The sequence below is a fragment of the Streptomyces sp. CRN 30 genome (assembly GCF_034105845.1).
Genome location: NZ_JAVRHI010000058.1, coordinates 1 through 15,216 on the forward strand (window position 1 = coordinate 1; position 15,216 = coordinate 15,216).

Below are 15,216 nucleotides of genomic sequence, written 5' to 3' on the forward strand. Positions count from 1 at the left end.
CCGGCGAGCGCCGCGAGCCCGCCAGGCGCGGTACGGTCGCCCGTCAGCGTCCGCACCCCCGCGGGCGCGGGGTGCCGCCCCCGGTGGAAGACCGTCACGTCCCAGCCGCGGGCGAGCGCCGCCTCGGCGACGGCGCGCCCCACGAACTCCGTACCGCCCAGTACCAGAAGTCTCATGCCGTCGACTCTGCCCGTCCGGCGGCCGGCAGGGAACGGGATTCTGCTCTCAGGAGACGCCCACCGGGCGGTACGCGTCCGTCAACGGCTCGTCGGCGGCGTGTACTTGTACCCCACCCGCCGTACCGTCTGGATCGCCTTGCGGTGCTCCGCGCCGAGCTTGCGGCGCAGCCGGGCGATGTGGACGTCGACGGTACGGCCGTCGCCCACGTGCCCGTACCCCCACACGGTGGTGACCAGCTGGTCGCGGGTGTGCACCCGGTTCGGGTGCGCGACCAGGTGCGCGAGCAGCTCGAACTCCAGGTAGGTGAGGTCGAGGGGCCGCCCGTCGACCTCGGCGGTGCGCTGCACGGTGTCCACGCGGACCAGGGCGTCGCCGTCGCCCGCGTCGCCCGTGCCGGCCGTCCGGCGCTCAGACAGGTCCGGCACGGCGAACGGCAGGGCGGGCGGCTGCTGGTCGGCCGGTACGAGCAGGAGGTAGCCGATCATCGGCGGGTGCCCCGGCAGCGTGGGCAGGGTGTGCGGGGGCGCGGGCAGCCAGGTGGCGCCCGGCGGCAGGAAGTCCGCCACCTGGTTCCCCGGGCTCTCAGCTGCGTTCGACCAGGGGAGGCCCCGATCCTCGTCCCGGTCGACGGCGCGCAGCCGGTGCCGTGCGGTGCCGTTCGCGGCGGGGGAGGCGTCGGGGGCGATGAGGGGAGCGGTGGTCAGGGCGGCGGAGGAGAGGGCGGCGGAGGAGAGGGAACGAGTGGTCGCCATGGGAGGTCAGCTCTTTCGCGCGAGGGGTTCGACGGAAGGGCGACGGCCGCGATGCGTGGTCGGGCTCGCCGGGTCGTACGTCGTTGCGCGCGGACCGGAGGCCGGGGTGTACGGCTGCTAGCGGGCCGGCGCGTTCGTCGCGCGGCAACACACCCGGTCGTAGTCGTGGTGCTGACGGGAAGGCCAGAAGGGCTCGAGGTCATGGCGACCCGTCGCGGGGGACTTCCGGAAGCTGGCCATGGGCCCATTGAAGCAGACACCCGGTGCCACCCGGGAGACCGCGTTCACTGGGTGGACGCCACACGGACGTGACATGGGTGACACCGGCCCGGTTGGTTCCGGGGAACGCGAGAAGGGCGCCCACCGACTCGGTGGGGCGCCCTTCTCGCGTGCGGGGGAGCGGGTCAGACCTGACCGGCCTTCTCCAGCGCGGAGCAGCAGGTGTCGACCAGGAGGCGGGTCACCACGTACGGGTCGACGTTGGCGTTGGGACGGCGGTCCTCGATGTAGCCCTTGCCGTCCTTCTCGACCTGCCAGGGGATGCGGACCGAGGCACCGCGGTTGGAGACGCCGTAGGAGTACTCGTTCCACGGGGCGGTCTCGTGCAGGCCCGTCAGCCGGTCGTCGATGCCGGCGCCGTAGTTCTTGACGTGGTCGAGCGGCTTGGAGCCCTCACCGAGCGACTCGGCCGCGGTGATGATCGCGTCGTACCCCTCACGCATCGCCTTGGTGGAGAAGTTGGTGTGCGCGCCGGCGCCGTTCCAGTCGCCCTTGACCGGCTTGGGGTCCAGGGTGGCGGAGACGCCGAAGTCCTCGGCGGTGCGGTAGAGCAGCCAGCGGGCCACCCACAGGTGGTCGGAGACCTCCAGCGGCGGGACCGGGCCGACCTGGAACTCCCACTGGCCGGGCATGACCTCGGCGTTGATGCCGGAGATGGCGAGGCCGGCCTTGAGGCAGTTCTCCAGGTGCGCCTCGACGATCTCGCGGCCGAAGATCTCGTCGGCGCCGACACCGCAGTAGTAACCGCCCTGGGGGGCCGGGAAGCCGCCCTCGGGGAAGCCCAGCGGGCGGGTGCCGTCGAAGAAGGTGTACTCCTGCTCGATGCCGAAGATCGGCTCCTGCGCGGCGAACTTCTCGGCGACCTCGCGCAGCGCGGCCCGCGTGTTGGAGCTGTGCGGGGTCATGTCGATGTCGAGGACCTCGCACAGGACGAGGACGTCGTCGCCGCCGCGGATGGGGTCGGGGCAGGTGAAGACCGGCTGCAGCACGCGGTCCGAGGCGTGGCCCTCGGCCTGGTTGGTGGAGGACCCGTCGAAGCCCCAGATCGGCAGCTCGGCACCCTTGGCGTCGTCGGCCAGGATCTTCGTCTTGGAACGGAGCTTGGCCGTCGGCTCGGTGCCGTCGATCCAGATGTACTCAGCCTTGAACGTCACGGGCCCTCATCCTTCGGTGGGTCTGCACATCGCGGTCGTGCGGGTGCCGGCGGCGGTGCTGCGGCACCGGGGGCGCCGCGCGGGAGGTGCCCGCAGCTTGTCAACGGGCGGTTTCCCGGCCGTTGCCCGAGTGTGAAGGCCGTGTTACCTGCGGCTTCGGCTGAATCCAGCGCACCGTGAGGTGGCGCGGGGAAGGGGCGGCCCGTATGCGATGGGCCGGCCACCTCCTCGCCGTCGGTGGCCGGCCGCCGTCACCCCACCTTCTCGATCAGCGCCCGGCGGATCAGGAACTTGCCGGGCTCCCGGACCTGCTCGAAGGCGGCGTCGTTCAGCAGGACGCAGCTGCCGGAGACCGAGGTGACCTCCACCGTCGTGGACCTGTCGTTGTCCAGGTTGGTCACACGCAGCCGCGTACCGGCCGGGAACTGGTTGCTGGACGCGGCCGGGGCGCCGGCCTCACCGGACAGGGTGACCGTGGAACCGGTGCAGACCTGCTGCGCGGAGGCGCCGGGGTCCTGGACGCCGCCGGCCTGGGAGTCCTGTGCCCCCTCGGGCGCCTGCGCGCCCTCGGTGCCCTGTACGCCTGGTGCGCCCTGTGCGTCCTGGGAGCCCTGAGCCGACTCCCCGACCACGCACCCGGACGCCTCCTGCTTGCGCTCGATCTCGGCGAGGACCGCCTCCCGGTTGGTGATCCTGGCCTCCGACAGGGCGTCGGGGTTCGCCCGCTGGTCCGCGATGAACCGCTGGTTGTTGCCGAGCGCGGTGGCCAGGCCCTGGCACACGGTCGAGTCCGCCGCGGTCTGCGCGGCGTTCGACGTGGCCGCCAGGGCGAAGGCCCCGCCGCCCGCCACGACCGCCGCGCCCGTCAGCAGGGCCAGCTTCTTCCTCGTGCCGAGCGTTCTCCTCCGCGACATGCGCGCCTCCTGTTCCCGGCCGCCGTACGCCGCCGGCCGGATCGGGTGAGTACGCCGCTAGGTACGGGGAGGCGAACGGAGTTGCTCAACGGACGGGCCCGGCCCGGTGCTCACCGGGACAGGGCGTCCCGTACCGCCTCCTCCGTGCGGGCCACCACCGCGCTGCCGTCGTCGGCGGTGATGATCGGCCGCTGGATGAGCTTCGGGTGTTCCGCGAGCGCCCGCACCCACCGGTCCCGGGAACCGGCGTCGCGGGGCCACTCCTTCATCCCCAGCTCCTTCGCGGCGGTCTCCTGCGTCCGGGTGATGTCCCACGGCTCCAGTCCGAGGCGCGCGAGCACGTCCCGGATCTCGTCCTCGCCGGGCACGTCCTCCAGGTACCGGCGCACGGTGTACTCGGCGCCCTCGGCGTCCAGCAGACCGATCGCGCTGCGGCACTTCGAGCAGGCCGGATTGATCCAGATCTCCATGCCCACACGCTACGTGAGACCCCTTCCGCCACTGCTGTCGCACCACCCCGTCACACACCCTCGGCAATCGCCCTCAAACCCCGTCTGGCCAGGGGCGATTGTCAGTGGGGGGCAGTAAAATTGAAGCAGTGTTCGAGGGAGTTGCCGGAGGTTCCGGCGGCTCCCTGACCGCGACAGGAGGATGCCCGTGCCCGCTGCCGCACTCAAGCCGCTGCCCACCCAGTCCACGGCCCGGAGGCCGGTCCTGCTCGACCTCCCGTACACACCCGTCGAGAAGAGCCCGCTGCCGCCGGGCCGTCCCCGCGAGTGGTACGTCACGCACAACCGCCGCCTGAAGGCGATGCGCCTCGCCATCGCCCTGCTGGACTCCGGCGTGTACGTCCCGAACCAGGCCCGCAACGAGACGATCCGCAGCACGGCCGAGCTCATCGGCGTCCACCCGCCGTCGGACACGACCTGCCACATGGTCCGGGCCCTGATGCGCTACAGCCGCTGAGGAGACCCGGCCGGTGCCGTCCACCCCGCACGGGGTGGGCGGCACCGCCGTGTCCGGGGGCGGGCCACCCGGCCGACGGTGACAGCGTGTGAGTGCTCCCATGGCCGGCAGCCCCGCGCACCGGGGCCGAACCCGACAAAAATCGCATGCGCACTGGACCGCTGAGCGAGCATGCTGGACACGCACGGTCCAGCTGCCCGGCAGCATTCCCGCAGGACAGGCGCCTCTCGGTGGAGCCGGGACCACTCTGTACGCGCCGGCGGACAGGAGCCCGGACTCTCCGCTCCCGTCACCGGACACGCACCGGCCACGTATGCACGCTCCGTCATCGTCACGCCCACGAGGAGGCCCGTCATGGCCACCTTGCTCCTCATCGCGATCCTCGTCCTGGTCGTCCTGGGCTTCGGCAACAACGTGTTCTGGCTCGCCGCGGTCGCCCTGCTCTTCCTGTACATCAGGTACGGCCCCTGGGAGGGCTCGAACACGCCTCCGGGCGGGGGCGGCGGTGGTGGTGGCGGCCCGTCGGGGGGTCTGCCGCCCACCTACCGCGCCTACCGGGAGCGCCGTGACCGCGAGGCCAAGTGGCAGCGCCGCTACCGTCGCGAGCGGCCCTTCGAGGCCCGCCGCCAGGCGCGCGAGAAGGTCCGCGACAAGGCCCTCGAGAAGCACTACGAGGACAAGGAAGGCATCTCGTGAGACCGGACGGAGCGCAACGGCGGCCGGCGACACCCTCCCGTACGGCACGCACCGCACCCGTTCACGCGCCTTGGTGAACTCCGGGCGAACGCCCGTTCAACACGCGCTTCGGTCTCACCTACAACCCTCCGACCCCCCAAGGGGTCTGGAGGGCTGATCGAATCTTGCTTTCTCCTGGGGGGAACACATGAGAAGACGCACCCTCTCGGTGCTGTGCACACTCGGCGCGCTCGGTGGCGTGCTCGCGGTTCCCACGGCGGCACAGGCGGCCGATCCGTATCCATCGGGACCCTCGGTCCGGACCAGTGAGAACGCGGTCGTCCTGGACTTCGGTACGTTCGACCTGCCGAAGAACCTGAAGGTGCTCCTGCGCGAAACGGGCACCGACACCCCGGTGGCGACCATCACCGAGTTCGGCTTCGTGGACGACGGGGATGACGTCGACTGGGACGAACCCCATGTGACCGCCGTCACGACCTCCCCGCTGCGGCTGGCGGACCTGGGCCGGTACGCGGTGGACGTCGAGTACGACGGCACCGGGGGCGAAACCATTCTCCACAAGGGTGAGGCGGTCCTCGACTACCGCCTGATCCCGCTGGTCAAGACGTTCGAGGTGAGCGGCGGGCCGGTGGACCTGGACAACAGGACGGTGACCGTCACGGCGGACGCGGCGCTGCGCGACCCGCGCGACGACTCCGAGACGCCCATGGCGAACGGCCGGCTGGTGCTGGAGACGACCGCGGCGAGGACGGAAGTGAAGACCGACGCCTCGGGTCATGCCGAGACGCCCTTCACCTTCACGGGCACGGAGAAGCAGGACATCACGACGAGGTCGAAGAACGACGTCAGGGTGGTCCTCCGGCCGGCCGACGCGGACGCCACGTACGGTCTGACCCGCCAGGTCGAGGTCCACCTCCCCTCGACCACCGTCAAGCTGGACTCGCCCACGGTGAGGGGTGCGGACGGGACGGACGTCCCGCTGAGCGGCCGGGCCACCTACGTCGACCGCAACGGCGTCCGCAAGCCGGTTCCCGTCGGCTCGCTCATGTCGGTGTACAAGGTACGGAAATTCAACGCCGGGAAGGACGGGCGCTTCACCGCCCAGGTTCCCGTCTACGGCACCCGACGGCAGGCGATCGCCCTCCATGAAACGCCATGGCTGCGCGCCACGTACGGGTACTACACCCCGAACCCGACGACGAGCGCCGGCTTCCACAGGGTCCCCGACGTCACCGTCAGCCGGTACAAGAAGGTCACGGTGTCGAGCGTCTTCGACCGCTACGACATCCCGGCCGCGACGACCCTGAAGGTGAAGCTCCAGTTCAAGGCGGAGGGCTCCAAGACCTGGGTCACCAGGAAGACCGTCGACAGCCCCGCCGCCAAGGGTGACAGCTCCCGCAAGGTCGAGGTCGCGGACCTGCCCTACCCGGGTGGGGGCGTCTGGCGGTTCCAGTTCCCCGGCACCAAGAAGATCCCGGCCGGCCCCGCCCCGGAGTCGGCCACAGTGACCCGCGAGATGACGGTCCTCCCGGAGTTCAACGCGAGCCCCGAGCCGGTCAGGAAGGGTGCCTCCCTCAAGATCACCGGCAAGCTCGACGAGAAGAACTGGTACAGCGGACAGTGGGAGGCGTTCGCCGGCGCGCGGGTCGACATCTACTTCCGCGCGAAGGGCAGGACCACCTGGAGCAAGGTCGGCACCGCCGGGACGGGCAAGGACGGCACGTTCAGGAAGACCGTCAAGGCGGCCAGGGACGGCGACTGGCAGGCCAGGTACGACGGTGACGAATGGAGTCACTTCTACAGCCACAGCCGCAAGGACTACGTGGACGTCAAGTGAGCACGGCCCGCACTCGGACCGAGGGCTCGAAACGCCATCGACCAGGTGCTCAGGGGCGGACAACAGGACGCAGCGTGAGACTGGAGCGGGCCCGGTAGGAAGGAAAGCAGGCACACGACCTGAGAGCCGTCGGCCGGCTCTCCTGGAGGCAGGAGAGCCGGCCGACGGCCCAGAGACGGCCCGGGAGAGCGGTTACCCGCTCTGACCTGGGGCCGTATCACACGTCGAAGTAGAGCTCGAACTCGTGCGGGTGCGGGCGCAGCTGCAGCGGGGCGATCTCGTTGGTGCGCTTGTAGTCGATCCACGTCTCGATCAGGTCGGGCGTGAAGACGTCGCCCTGAAGCAGGAACTCGTGGTCCCGCTCCAGCGAGTCGAGGACGGCCGGGAGCGAGGTCGGGACCTGCGGGACGCCCGCGTGCTCCTCGGGAGCGAGCTCGTAGAGGTCCTTGTCGATCGGCTCGGCCGGCTCGATCTTGTTCTTGATGCCGTCGAGGCCCGCGAGGAGGAGGGCCGAGAAGGCGAGGTAGGGGTTGCCGGAGGAGTCGGGCGCGCGGAACTCGACGCGCTTGGCCTTCGGGTTGGAGCCGGTGATCGGGATGCGCATGGCGGCGGAGCGGTTGCGCTGCGAGTACACCAGGTTGACCGGGGCCTCGAAGCCGGGCACCAGTCGGTGGTAGGAGTTCACCGTCGGGTTGGTGAAGGCCAGCAGCGACGGGGCGTGCTTGAGGATGCCGCCGATGTAGTAGCGCGCCATGTCCGACAGGCCCGCGTAACCGGCCTCGTCGTAGAAGAGCGGGTCGCCGTTGCTCCACAGGGACTGGTGGACGTGCATGCCCGAGCCGTTGTCACCGAAGATCGGCTTCGGCATGAAGGTCGCGGTCTTGCCGTTGCGCCAGGCGACGTTCTTCACGATGTACTTGAAGAGCTGGAGGTCGTCGGCGGCGGCGAGCAGCGTGTTGAACTTGTAGTTGATCTCGGCCTGGCCGGCGGTGCCCACCTCGTGGTGCTGGCGCTCGATCTGCAGACCGGACCGCTCCAGCTCCAGGGAGATCTCGGCGCGCAGGTCGGCGAAGTGGTCGACCGGCGGGGCCGGGAAGTAACCACCCTTGTAGCGCACCTTGTAGCCGCGGTTGTTCTCGACCGCGCCGGTGTTCCAGGCGCCCGCCTCGGAGTCGATGTGGTAGTACGACTCGTTCTCGGCGGTCCGGAAACGGACGCTGTCGAAGACGTAGAACTCGGCCTCGGGACCGAAGAACGCGGTGTCGGCGATGCCGGTGGAGGCGAGGTAGTCCTCGGCCTTCTTCGCCACGTTGCGCGGGTCGCGGGAGTACTGCTCGCCCGTGATCGGGTCGTGGATGAAGAAGTTGATGTTGACCGTCTTGTCGCGGCGGAAGGGGTCGACGCGCGCGGTGGTCAGGTCGGCGCGGAGCGCCATGTCGGACTCGTGGATGGCCTGGAAGCCGCGGATGGAGGAACCGTCGAACGCCAGCTCCTCGGCCGGGTCGAAGGTCGCCGCCGGCACCGTGAAGTGCTGCATCACGCCCGGCAGGTCGCAGAACCGGACATCGATGAACTTGACGTCCTCGTCCGCGATGAACTTCTTGGCCTCGTCGGCGTTCTGGAACATCCAGCTCCTCCTACTCCCGGCCGTCCGTGCCGGGGTGGTAGTTCGTTCGTGCGGCCAGTGCGGTGGCACACGCTGGTCCCGACCTTAGGGAGGGGTGATTTCTCGTGCGTGACCCATTTGTTTCGCCCAAGTTAACCGGAGCGCGGTCGTCGGGACCCGCCTGCCCCGGCGGATCCACCCGCCCAGTACGGTGGACGGGTGGACAAGAGGCAAGCAATCGGATCCTGGCTCTCCGGCCCGCGCGCGGCCGCGGAGGACGCGGGTGTCGACTTCGGCTACCGCGGCGAGCAGCTCGGCCTGCCGGAGTCCGGGCCCGGCTCGATCGCCCGCCCCGGCCGGCGGCTCGGCGCGCTCGCCGTGGACTGGGGCCTGTGCCTCTTGATCGCATACGGTCTCCTCACGGACGGCTACAACCAGGCGACCAGCAACTGGGCCCTGCTCCTCTTCTTCGCGCTGCACGTCCTGACGGTCGGCACGGTCGGCTTCACCCCGGGCAAGCGCCTCTTCGGTCTGAAGGTGGTCGACGAGAGCACCGGGACGGTCAACCCGCTGCGGGTCCTGCTCCGTACGGTCCTGCTGTGCCTGGCGATCCCGGCCCTGGTCTGGGACCGCGACGGCCGCGGCCTCCACGACCGCCTGGCCCGCACGGTCGAAGTACGCATCTGACCGCGGACCGCGCGCTCACGGAACTCCCGCACGTACGGCGACGGGGGCCCGGAACCTCACAGGTTCCGGGCCCCCGTCGCCGTATCACCGCTCAGCGCAGCGGCAGCGTCACCGCATCTTCGGGCCGCCCCGTGGCATGCGCATGCCCTTGGGCATCGGCCCCTTCGGCAAGGGCATGTTGCTCATCAGGTCCCCCATCGCCCGCAGCCGGTCGTTGGTGGCCGTGACCTGGGGGCCCGACAGGACGCGCGGCAGCTTGAGCATGGTGGTGCGCAGCTTCTTCAGCGGCACCTGACCCTCGCCGGTGCCCACCATCAGGTCGTGCACCGGGACGTCCGCCACGATGCGGGCCATCTTCCGCTTCTCGGCGGCCAGCAGGCTCTTCACCCGGTTCGGGTTGCCCTCGGCGACCAGCACGATGCCCGCCTTGCCCACGGCCCGGTGGACCACGTCCTGGCTGCGGTTCATCGCGATCGCCGGTGTGGTCGTCCACTGCCGGCCGATGTTGTCGAGCACCGCCGCCGCGGCACCCGGCTGGCCCTCCATCTGCCCGAAGGCGGCACGCTCGGCCCGGCGTCCGAAGACGATCGCCGTTCCGAGCACGGCGAACAGGAAGCCTGCGATACCGAGATAGACCGGGTGACCGATCAGGAAACCGATCGCGAGGAAGACACCAAAGATGGCGATTCCGACAGCCGCGAGCACAAGACCGATCTTCTTGTCGGCCCTGCGGGTCATCTTGTAGGTCAGGGCGATCTGCTTGAGTCGCCCGGGGTTCGCAGCGTCCGCTGCGTTGTCCTTCCTCGCCATGCGATGAATTCTACGTGGCCCGGGGAGCGGGGACGACGGCGGTGCTCATGGAGGGCCCGACGGCCGTACGGGAGGGCGGCGGGCCTGACGCGCGGCGGGTGTTACGGCAGCCGCGAGGCGACGGCGGCCTCGTCGAGCACGCGCTGGGTCTCGACCCGGTCCTTGGCCCGGCGGCGGTCCTCCATCACGGAGGTCCAGGCGTTGCGGCGGGCGGTGCGCTGGCCGCTGCTCATGAGCAGCGATTCGACGGCACGCAGTGCATCGGTGAACGAAGGAATTGCTGTGGCGCGGACGGGCGCGGCCTGCATGATGGAGGTCCCCCCTCGGGATGGCAGCTCTGGCCGGGGCTGTACAAGCTGTGAAACCAGGGTCACTGATTGGTGTTACCAGGGCGTGACCGACCGGTCAAACCCGAATGAAGGTTTGCTTTACCCGCCAGAATCGCACCGCGACCCCGGTGACGCCCCTCATCTGCGGGGACGGCCGGGGCCGCGCCGTACTGGCCACTACCGGCGGGTAGTCACCTGTGCCCGGATTCACACCAGGGAAGTGACACGCAATGCCATCTGTGCCGCGGGGGCGCCCCGCGGCAGGTCCGCCGCGCGGCGCCCCCGCGGCAGCCGTAGTACCGGTCAGACGGCCTGCGGGGCGACGGACCGGCGCTGCTCGGTGGCCATCTGGAAGAGCCGGCCGGCCCGGTACGAGGAGCGCACCAGCGGGCCCGACATGACGCCGGAGAAGCCGATCTGCTCGGCCTCCTCCTTCAGCTCCACGAACTCGTGCGGCTTGACCCAGCGCTCCACCGGGTGGTGGCGGACGCTCGGGCGCAGGTACTGCGTGATGGTGATCAGCTCGCAGCCCGCCTCGTGCAGCTGGCGCAGCGCCTCGCTGATCTCCTCGCGGGTCTCGCCCATGCCCAGGATCAGGTTGGACTTGGTGACCAGGCCGTAGTCGCGGGCCTCGGTGATGACCTTCAGGGAGCGCTCGTAGCGGAAGCCGGGGCGGATGCGCTTGAAGATCCGCGGCACCGTCTCGACGTTGTGCGCGAAGACCTCGGGGCGGGAGGCGAAGACCTCCGCCAGCAGCTCCGGGACGGCGTTGAAGTCGGGGGCGAGGAGCTCGACCTTGGTGCGGCCGCCCTCGCGGTCCGCGGTCTGCTCGTGGATCTGGCGCACGGTCTCGGCGTACAGCCAGGCGCCGCCGTCGGGCAGGTCGTCGCGGGCGACGCCGGTGATCGTGGCGTAGTTCAGGTCCATCGTGACGACGGACTCGCCCACGCGGCGCGGCTCGTCACGGTCGAGCGCCTCCGGCTTGCCGGTGTCGATCTGGCAGAAGTCGCAGCGCCGGGTGCACTGGTCGCCGCCGATGAGGAAGGTCGCCTCGCGGTCCTCCCAGCACTCGTAGATGTTGGGGCAGCCGGCTTCCTGGCAGACCGTGTGCAGGCCCTCGCTCTTCACGAGGTTCTGCATCTGGCGGTACTCGGGACCCATTTTCGCCCGGGTCTTGCTCCACTCGGGCTTGCGCTCGATGGGGGTCTGGGCGTTCCGGACCTCCAGGCGCAGCATCTTGCGTCCGTCGGGTGCGACTGCGGACACATCGGCTCCCTGTAACTTCGATTCGTGGGCGTGTCTCAGCCTACGCCCGTTGATTGTGGGGCCGGACGGCCGGGTGTCGGCCGCCACTGCCCTGTCAGGGCAACCCCGGGCGGACGGGGCGCATTCCCCGTCCGGCGGGAGGGGTGGTCACGCCGTGGCGCGCTCGATCTCGCGCGGCCTGAGGTCGGCGTTCTCCAGGATGTCCCGCAGGTGCCGCTCGGCGACCGGCAGGACCTCCGCGATGGTGATGTCCCGGCCCAGCTCGGCGGCGAGGGAGGTGACGCCCGCGTCCCGGATGCCGCACGGGATGATCCGGTCGAACCAGGTGGCGTCCGGGTTCACGTTCAGGGCGAAGCCGTGCATGGTGACGCCCTTGGCGACGCGGATGCCGATCGCCGCCATCTTGCGGTCCTCGCGGCGCTGGCCCGCGTTGGAGGGGGCGTACTCGGGTCCGTTCAGCCGCGGGTCGAACTCGTCGTCGTGGAGCCGCGGGTCGAGGTCCAGGCTGAGTCCGCCCAGGGAGGGGCGCTGTTCGACCGGGTCGCCGAGGACCCACACCCCGCTGCGGCCCTCGACCCGGCTGGTCCCCACGCCGAACTCCGCGCACGTGCGGATCAGGGCCTCCTCCAGCCGCCGCACGTGGGCCACCACGTCCACCGGGCGGGGCAGCTTCTGGATCGGGTAGCCGACCAGCTGGCCCGGACCGTGCCAGGTGATCTTGCCGCCGCGGTCCACGTCGACGACGGGCGTCCCGTCCAGCGGGCGCTCCTCGTCGGCCGTGCGCCGGCCCGCCGTGTAGACCGGCGGGTGCTCCAGCAGCAGCACGGTGTCGGGCGTCTCGTCGGCGAAGCGCGCCGCGTGCACCCGGCGCTGCTCGTCCCACGCCTCCTGATACTCGACGGCCCGGTCACCGAAGCCCATGCGGACGAACCGGAGTTCACTCACGGCTGTGCGCCTCCCTGGAAGCAAAAGCACTGGTTGCGATCGACTGTGGTCAGTCGCGATCGACTGTGTTGGCTGAGTGCGTCAGGCGCGTTCCGCGCCCAAGCCACTGTACGTCTGGCGGAAACGCGTCAGCCCTGTGGCCAATCCTCACACGATCGGATGAATGAGCGGCGGAATATGCGATCGGATGCTCACTCTCCGCTACATTCGCGCCGTTCACGAGGCAAAAGGGCTGCTCACCGGCGCTCCCGGCGCCTCGCCCCAGTCCGGGAAGGCAGGAGACCGCACCGCTGATGACGGAACGACCCGTGCAGCGCACTCCCAACCGTCAGCTCGCCGCTCTCATCGCGGAAGCGGGGTTCTCCAACGCGGGGCTCGCGCGCCGCGTGGACCAGCTCGGCCTCGAACACGGACTGGATCTCAGATACGACAAGACATCGGTCACCCGCTGGCTCCGCGGCCAGCAGCCCCGGGGCACCACGCCCGCGCTCATCGCCGAGGTGTTCACCCGCCGCCTCGGCCGCCGGCTCACCGCCCAGGACCTCGGCCTCGACGCCTGCGCGCCGGTCTACGCGGGCCTGGAGTTCGCCGCCGGCCCCGAGGAGGCCGTCGACATCGTCAGCGGACTGTGGCGCAAGGACTCCGGCAGCCACGCCGAGCTCCGCAAGATCGCGTTCACCCCGGCCGGACTCGTCGTGCCGAGCCGGGACTGGCTGATCGGCCGCGCCGACGACCGGGTGAGCCGGGGCGACCCCGGTCCCGCCCGCATCCCGGCCCAGGGCCGCCCCGCCCCGCCCAAGTTCCCGGCCCCGATCGACAAGCAGGGCGCGTCCGGGCCCCCGTCCCGGCAGCGCAACCAGACCGAGCGCGGCCCCGGGCAGCGGGTCACCGCCGGCGACATCGCCGCGCTGCGCTCCGTGGGCGAGCTGTTCCGCGCGCTCGACCACGCGTACGGCGGCGGCCACGCCCGCCAGGCCCTCGTGCGCTACCTGGAGCACGAGGCCGAGCCGATGCTCCGCGGCACCTACGGCGAGCAGATCGGCCGCCGCCTCTTCGCCGCCGCCGCCGACCTCACCCGGCTGGCCGGCTGGACCTCGTACGACATCGCCGCCCACGGGCTCGCCCAGCGGTACTTCGTGCAGGCGCTGCGGCTCGCCCAGGCGGCCGGGGACCGGATGTACGGCTCGTACGTCCTGGTCACGATGAGCCGGCAGGCCGTCTACCTCGGGCACGGGCGGGAGGCCGTGCAGCTGGCGCGCGTGGCGCAGCAGGGCGTCGGATCGTCCGCGCCGCCGGTCGTGCAGGCACTGCTGCACGCCGTGGAGGCGCGCGGGCACGGCGTGCTGGGCGAGGTGCGGGCCTGCACCGCCGCCCTCGTGCGGGCCGAGCGCGCCCTGGAGGCGACCCGGCCGGAGGACGACGTGCCGTACTGGGCGCGGTTCTTCGACGAGGCGCAGCTCGCCGACGAGTTCGGGCACTGCCACCGCGACCTGCAGCAGTACCGGGCCGCGGCCCAGCACGCCGAGCGCTCGCTCCAGCTGCGCCCGCCCGCCTACGCCCGCAGCCGGCTGTTCTGCCGGGTCGTCCTCGCCTCGGCCCGGCTGGGGCTCGGCGAGCTGGACCAGGCCTGCCAGTTGGGAGCGGAGGCCGCGGCGCAGGCGTCGGAGATGCGGTCGGTGCGCGCCATCGAGTACGTCCGCGAGTTCGAGCGCAGGCTCGAGCCGTACCGGGACGCGGCCCCCGTGCGCGGCTACCGCGATCGGATCGCGGCGCTCGGCTAGCCGGGCGCCCCCTCACACGTCCGTGTGCGGCGCGCTCACGCCGCCGTCCCGATCCACTCCTCCAGCGGGGCCGGGCGGACGTCCAGGTCCGTGAGGACGGCGTGGGCGGCCCGCCGGGCCGAGTGCAGGGCGCCCTGGACGCCGCTCGTGTCGCGGTGGTCCCCGCAGACGTAGAGGCCCGCGAGGAGCCGCACCGGGCGGCGCGGGTCGTGCGGCGGGGGCATCGCGGGGACCGCCTCGGGGTCGTGGTGGACGGCGAGCAGCTCCCAGCGGGCCGTCGAGGTGCCGTAAAGGCGGGCCAGCTGGGTGCGGACCGTGGCGTCCAGGTGCGCGGGGGCCGGGGGCGGGCCCAGCACGGTCGACGAGATGAGCGCCCGGCCGGCGGGGGCGCGCGTCGGGTCGACCTGGCTGACGACCGCCGTGTGCGACACCGGCCCGCTGCGGTCGGCGTCCAGGACCAGCGCCGGGCCGGTGGGCGGGGGCCGTTCGTCGGTGGTGTGGTGCACCACCGTCACCGGGTGGAAGCCGGGCACGCGCAGGCCGGGCAGCAGCCCGGCGGCGGCGCGCGCGCCGGTGGCCAGCAGGACGGCGCGGCAGGCGAGCGCACCGTGCTCGGCGGTGGTCACCGAGGTGGTGTCGAGGGAGAGGACGCGTACGCCGGTGCGTACCGTGCCCGGCGGCAGCGCGGCCGCGAGGAGGTCCGTGACGGTGTCCGCGCCCCCCTCCGGCAGGCTCAGGCGGCCGGTCGCGAAGGAGCGCAGCGCCAGGTCGGCGGAGCGGCTGGAGGTCTGGAGCGTGGGATCGCCGAGCAGCGCGGTGAGCAGGGGGCGCAGCAGCCCGTCGACGGCGCGCGCCGGGAAGCCGCGGTCGACGAGGGCCAGGGCGGCGGGGAGTTCCGGGCGGCCGAGGAGGCGTTCGGGCGGTGCGGCGGCGAGCCGGGCCAGGGCTACGGCGGCCCTGGACTGGTCCGCGGCGGTGCAGAGGGAGCCCGGGCGGGGCGCGCGGGCGGCGCCC

16 protein-coding genes are annotated in these 15,216 nt (G+C 71.5%); 5 read left to right on the top strand and 11 right to left on the bottom strand.

What is annotated here, in order from left to right:
- The 5 genes from UW392_RS05675 to UW392_RS05695 form a co-directional block, all read right to left on the bottom strand.
- The coding region (locus UW392_RS05675) for an NAD-dependent epimerase/dehydratase family protein (protein ID WP_414495626.1) at nucleotides 1-176 on the bottom strand (176 nt) is incomplete at its 3' end.
- Nucleotides 177-257: 81 nt separating this feature from the next.
- On the bottom strand, nucleotides 258-932 hold the full coding sequence (locus UW392_RS05680; protein WP_320773754.1) for a winged helix-turn-helix domain-containing protein: 675 nt from the start codon (nucleotides 930-932) through the stop codon (nucleotides 258-260).
- 404 nt (nucleotides 933-1,336) lie between these two features.
- Nucleotides 1,337-2,365, bottom strand: a complete 1,029-nt coding sequence (glnII, locus tag UW392_RS05685) for a glutamine synthetase (RefSeq protein WP_320773755.1) — start codon at nucleotides 2,363-2,365, stop codon at nucleotides 1,337-1,339.
- A 251-nt stretch (nucleotides 2,366-2,616) separates the two neighbouring features.
- On the bottom strand, nucleotides 2,617-3,279 hold the full coding sequence (locus UW392_RS05690) for a hypothetical protein (protein ID WP_320773756.1): 663 nt from the start codon (nucleotides 3,277-3,279) through the stop codon (nucleotides 2,617-2,619).
- Nucleotides 3,280-3,389: 110 nt separating this feature from the next.
- Complete coding sequence (locus UW392_RS05695; RefSeq protein ID WP_320773757.1) at nucleotides 3,390-3,749, bottom strand: arsenate reductase family protein; 360 nt, start codon at nucleotides 3,747-3,749, stop codon at nucleotides 3,390-3,392.
- A 187-nt stretch (nucleotides 3,750-3,936) separates the two neighbouring features.
- On the opposite strand from UW392_RS05695, the gene UW392_RS05700 reads away from it, so the two are divergent.
- The 3 genes from UW392_RS05700 to UW392_RS05710 all read left to right on the top strand — a co-directional run bounded on the left by UW392_RS05700 (nucleotide 3,937) and on the right by UW392_RS05710 (nucleotide 6,778).
- Nucleotides 3,937-4,245, top strand: coding sequence for a hypothetical protein (locus UW392_RS05700; protein ID WP_320773758.1), 309 nt, complete (start codon nucleotides 3,937-3,939; stop codon nucleotides 4,243-4,245).
- A gap of 354 nt (nucleotides 4,246-4,599) precedes the next feature.
- Complete coding sequence (locus tag UW392_RS05705) at nucleotides 4,600-4,941, top strand: hypothetical protein (protein WP_320773759.1); 342 nt, start codon at nucleotides 4,600-4,602, stop codon at nucleotides 4,939-4,941.
- 187 nt (nucleotides 4,942-5,128) lie between these two features.
- Nucleotides 5,129-6,778: a hypothetical protein gene (locus tag UW392_RS05710; RefSeq protein WP_320773760.1), complete on the top strand. Its 1,650-nt coding sequence runs from the start codon at nucleotides 5,129-5,131 to the stop codon at nucleotides 6,776-6,778.
- Nucleotides 6,779-6,995: 217 nt separating this feature from the next.
- Here UW392_RS05710 and glnA read toward each other — a convergent pair whose 3' ends face one another.
- Nucleotides 6,996-8,405: a type I glutamate--ammonia ligase gene (glnA, locus tag UW392_RS05715; RefSeq protein ID WP_320773761.1), complete on the bottom strand. Its 1,410-nt coding sequence runs from the start codon at nucleotides 8,403-8,405 to the stop codon at nucleotides 6,996-6,998.
- A gap of 198 nt (nucleotides 8,406-8,603) precedes the next feature.
- Between glnA and UW392_RS05720 the strand changes: the two genes are divergently transcribed.
- Nucleotides 8,604-9,071: an RDD family protein gene (locus UW392_RS05720; RefSeq protein WP_320773762.1), complete on the top strand. Its 468-nt coding sequence runs from the start codon at nucleotides 8,604-8,606 to the stop codon at nucleotides 9,069-9,071.
- Nucleotides 9,072-9,179: 108 nt separating this feature from the next.
- On the opposite strand, the gene UW392_RS05725 is transcribed toward UW392_RS05720, so the two are convergent.
- From UW392_RS05725 to lipB, 4 genes are all read right to left on the bottom strand, one after another.
- A complete protein-coding gene (locus tag UW392_RS05725) occupies nucleotides 9,180-9,881 on the bottom strand; it encodes a DUF4191 domain-containing protein (protein ID WP_320773763.1) in 702 nt (233 codons plus the stop codon).
- 101 nt (nucleotides 9,882-9,982) lie between these two features.
- Nucleotides 9,983-10,189, bottom strand: a complete 207-nt coding sequence (locus UW392_RS05730; protein WP_320773764.1) for a hypothetical protein — start codon at nucleotides 10,187-10,189, stop codon at nucleotides 9,983-9,985.
- Between the two features lie 324 nt (nucleotides 10,190-10,513).
- Complete coding sequence (gene lipA / locus UW392_RS05735) at nucleotides 10,514-11,476, bottom strand: lipoyl synthase (RefSeq protein ID WP_320773765.1); 963 nt, start codon at nucleotides 11,474-11,476, stop codon at nucleotides 10,514-10,516.
- A gap of 147 nt (nucleotides 11,477-11,623) precedes the next feature.
- Nucleotides 11,624-12,421 carry a lipoyl(octanoyl) transferase LipB gene (gene lipB, locus UW392_RS05740; RefSeq protein WP_320773766.1) on the bottom strand — a complete coding sequence of 266 codons (798 nt, stop codon included), beginning with the start codon at nucleotides 12,419-12,421 and terminating at the stop codon, nucleotides 11,624-11,626.
- 293 nt (nucleotides 12,422-12,714) lie between these two features.
- On the opposite strand from lipB, the gene UW392_RS05745 reads away from it, so the two are divergent.
- Nucleotides 12,715-14,202, top strand: a complete 1,488-nt coding sequence (locus tag UW392_RS05745) for a regulator (RefSeq protein WP_320773767.1) — start codon at nucleotides 12,715-12,717, stop codon at nucleotides 14,200-14,202.
- 35 nt (nucleotides 14,203-14,237) lie between these two features.
- Here the strand turns inward: UW392_RS05745 and UW392_RS05750 are convergent.
- A partial coding sequence (locus tag UW392_RS05750) for an FAD-dependent oxidoreductase (RefSeq protein WP_320773768.1) occupies nucleotides 14,238-15,216 on the bottom strand: 979 nt, incomplete at its 5' end.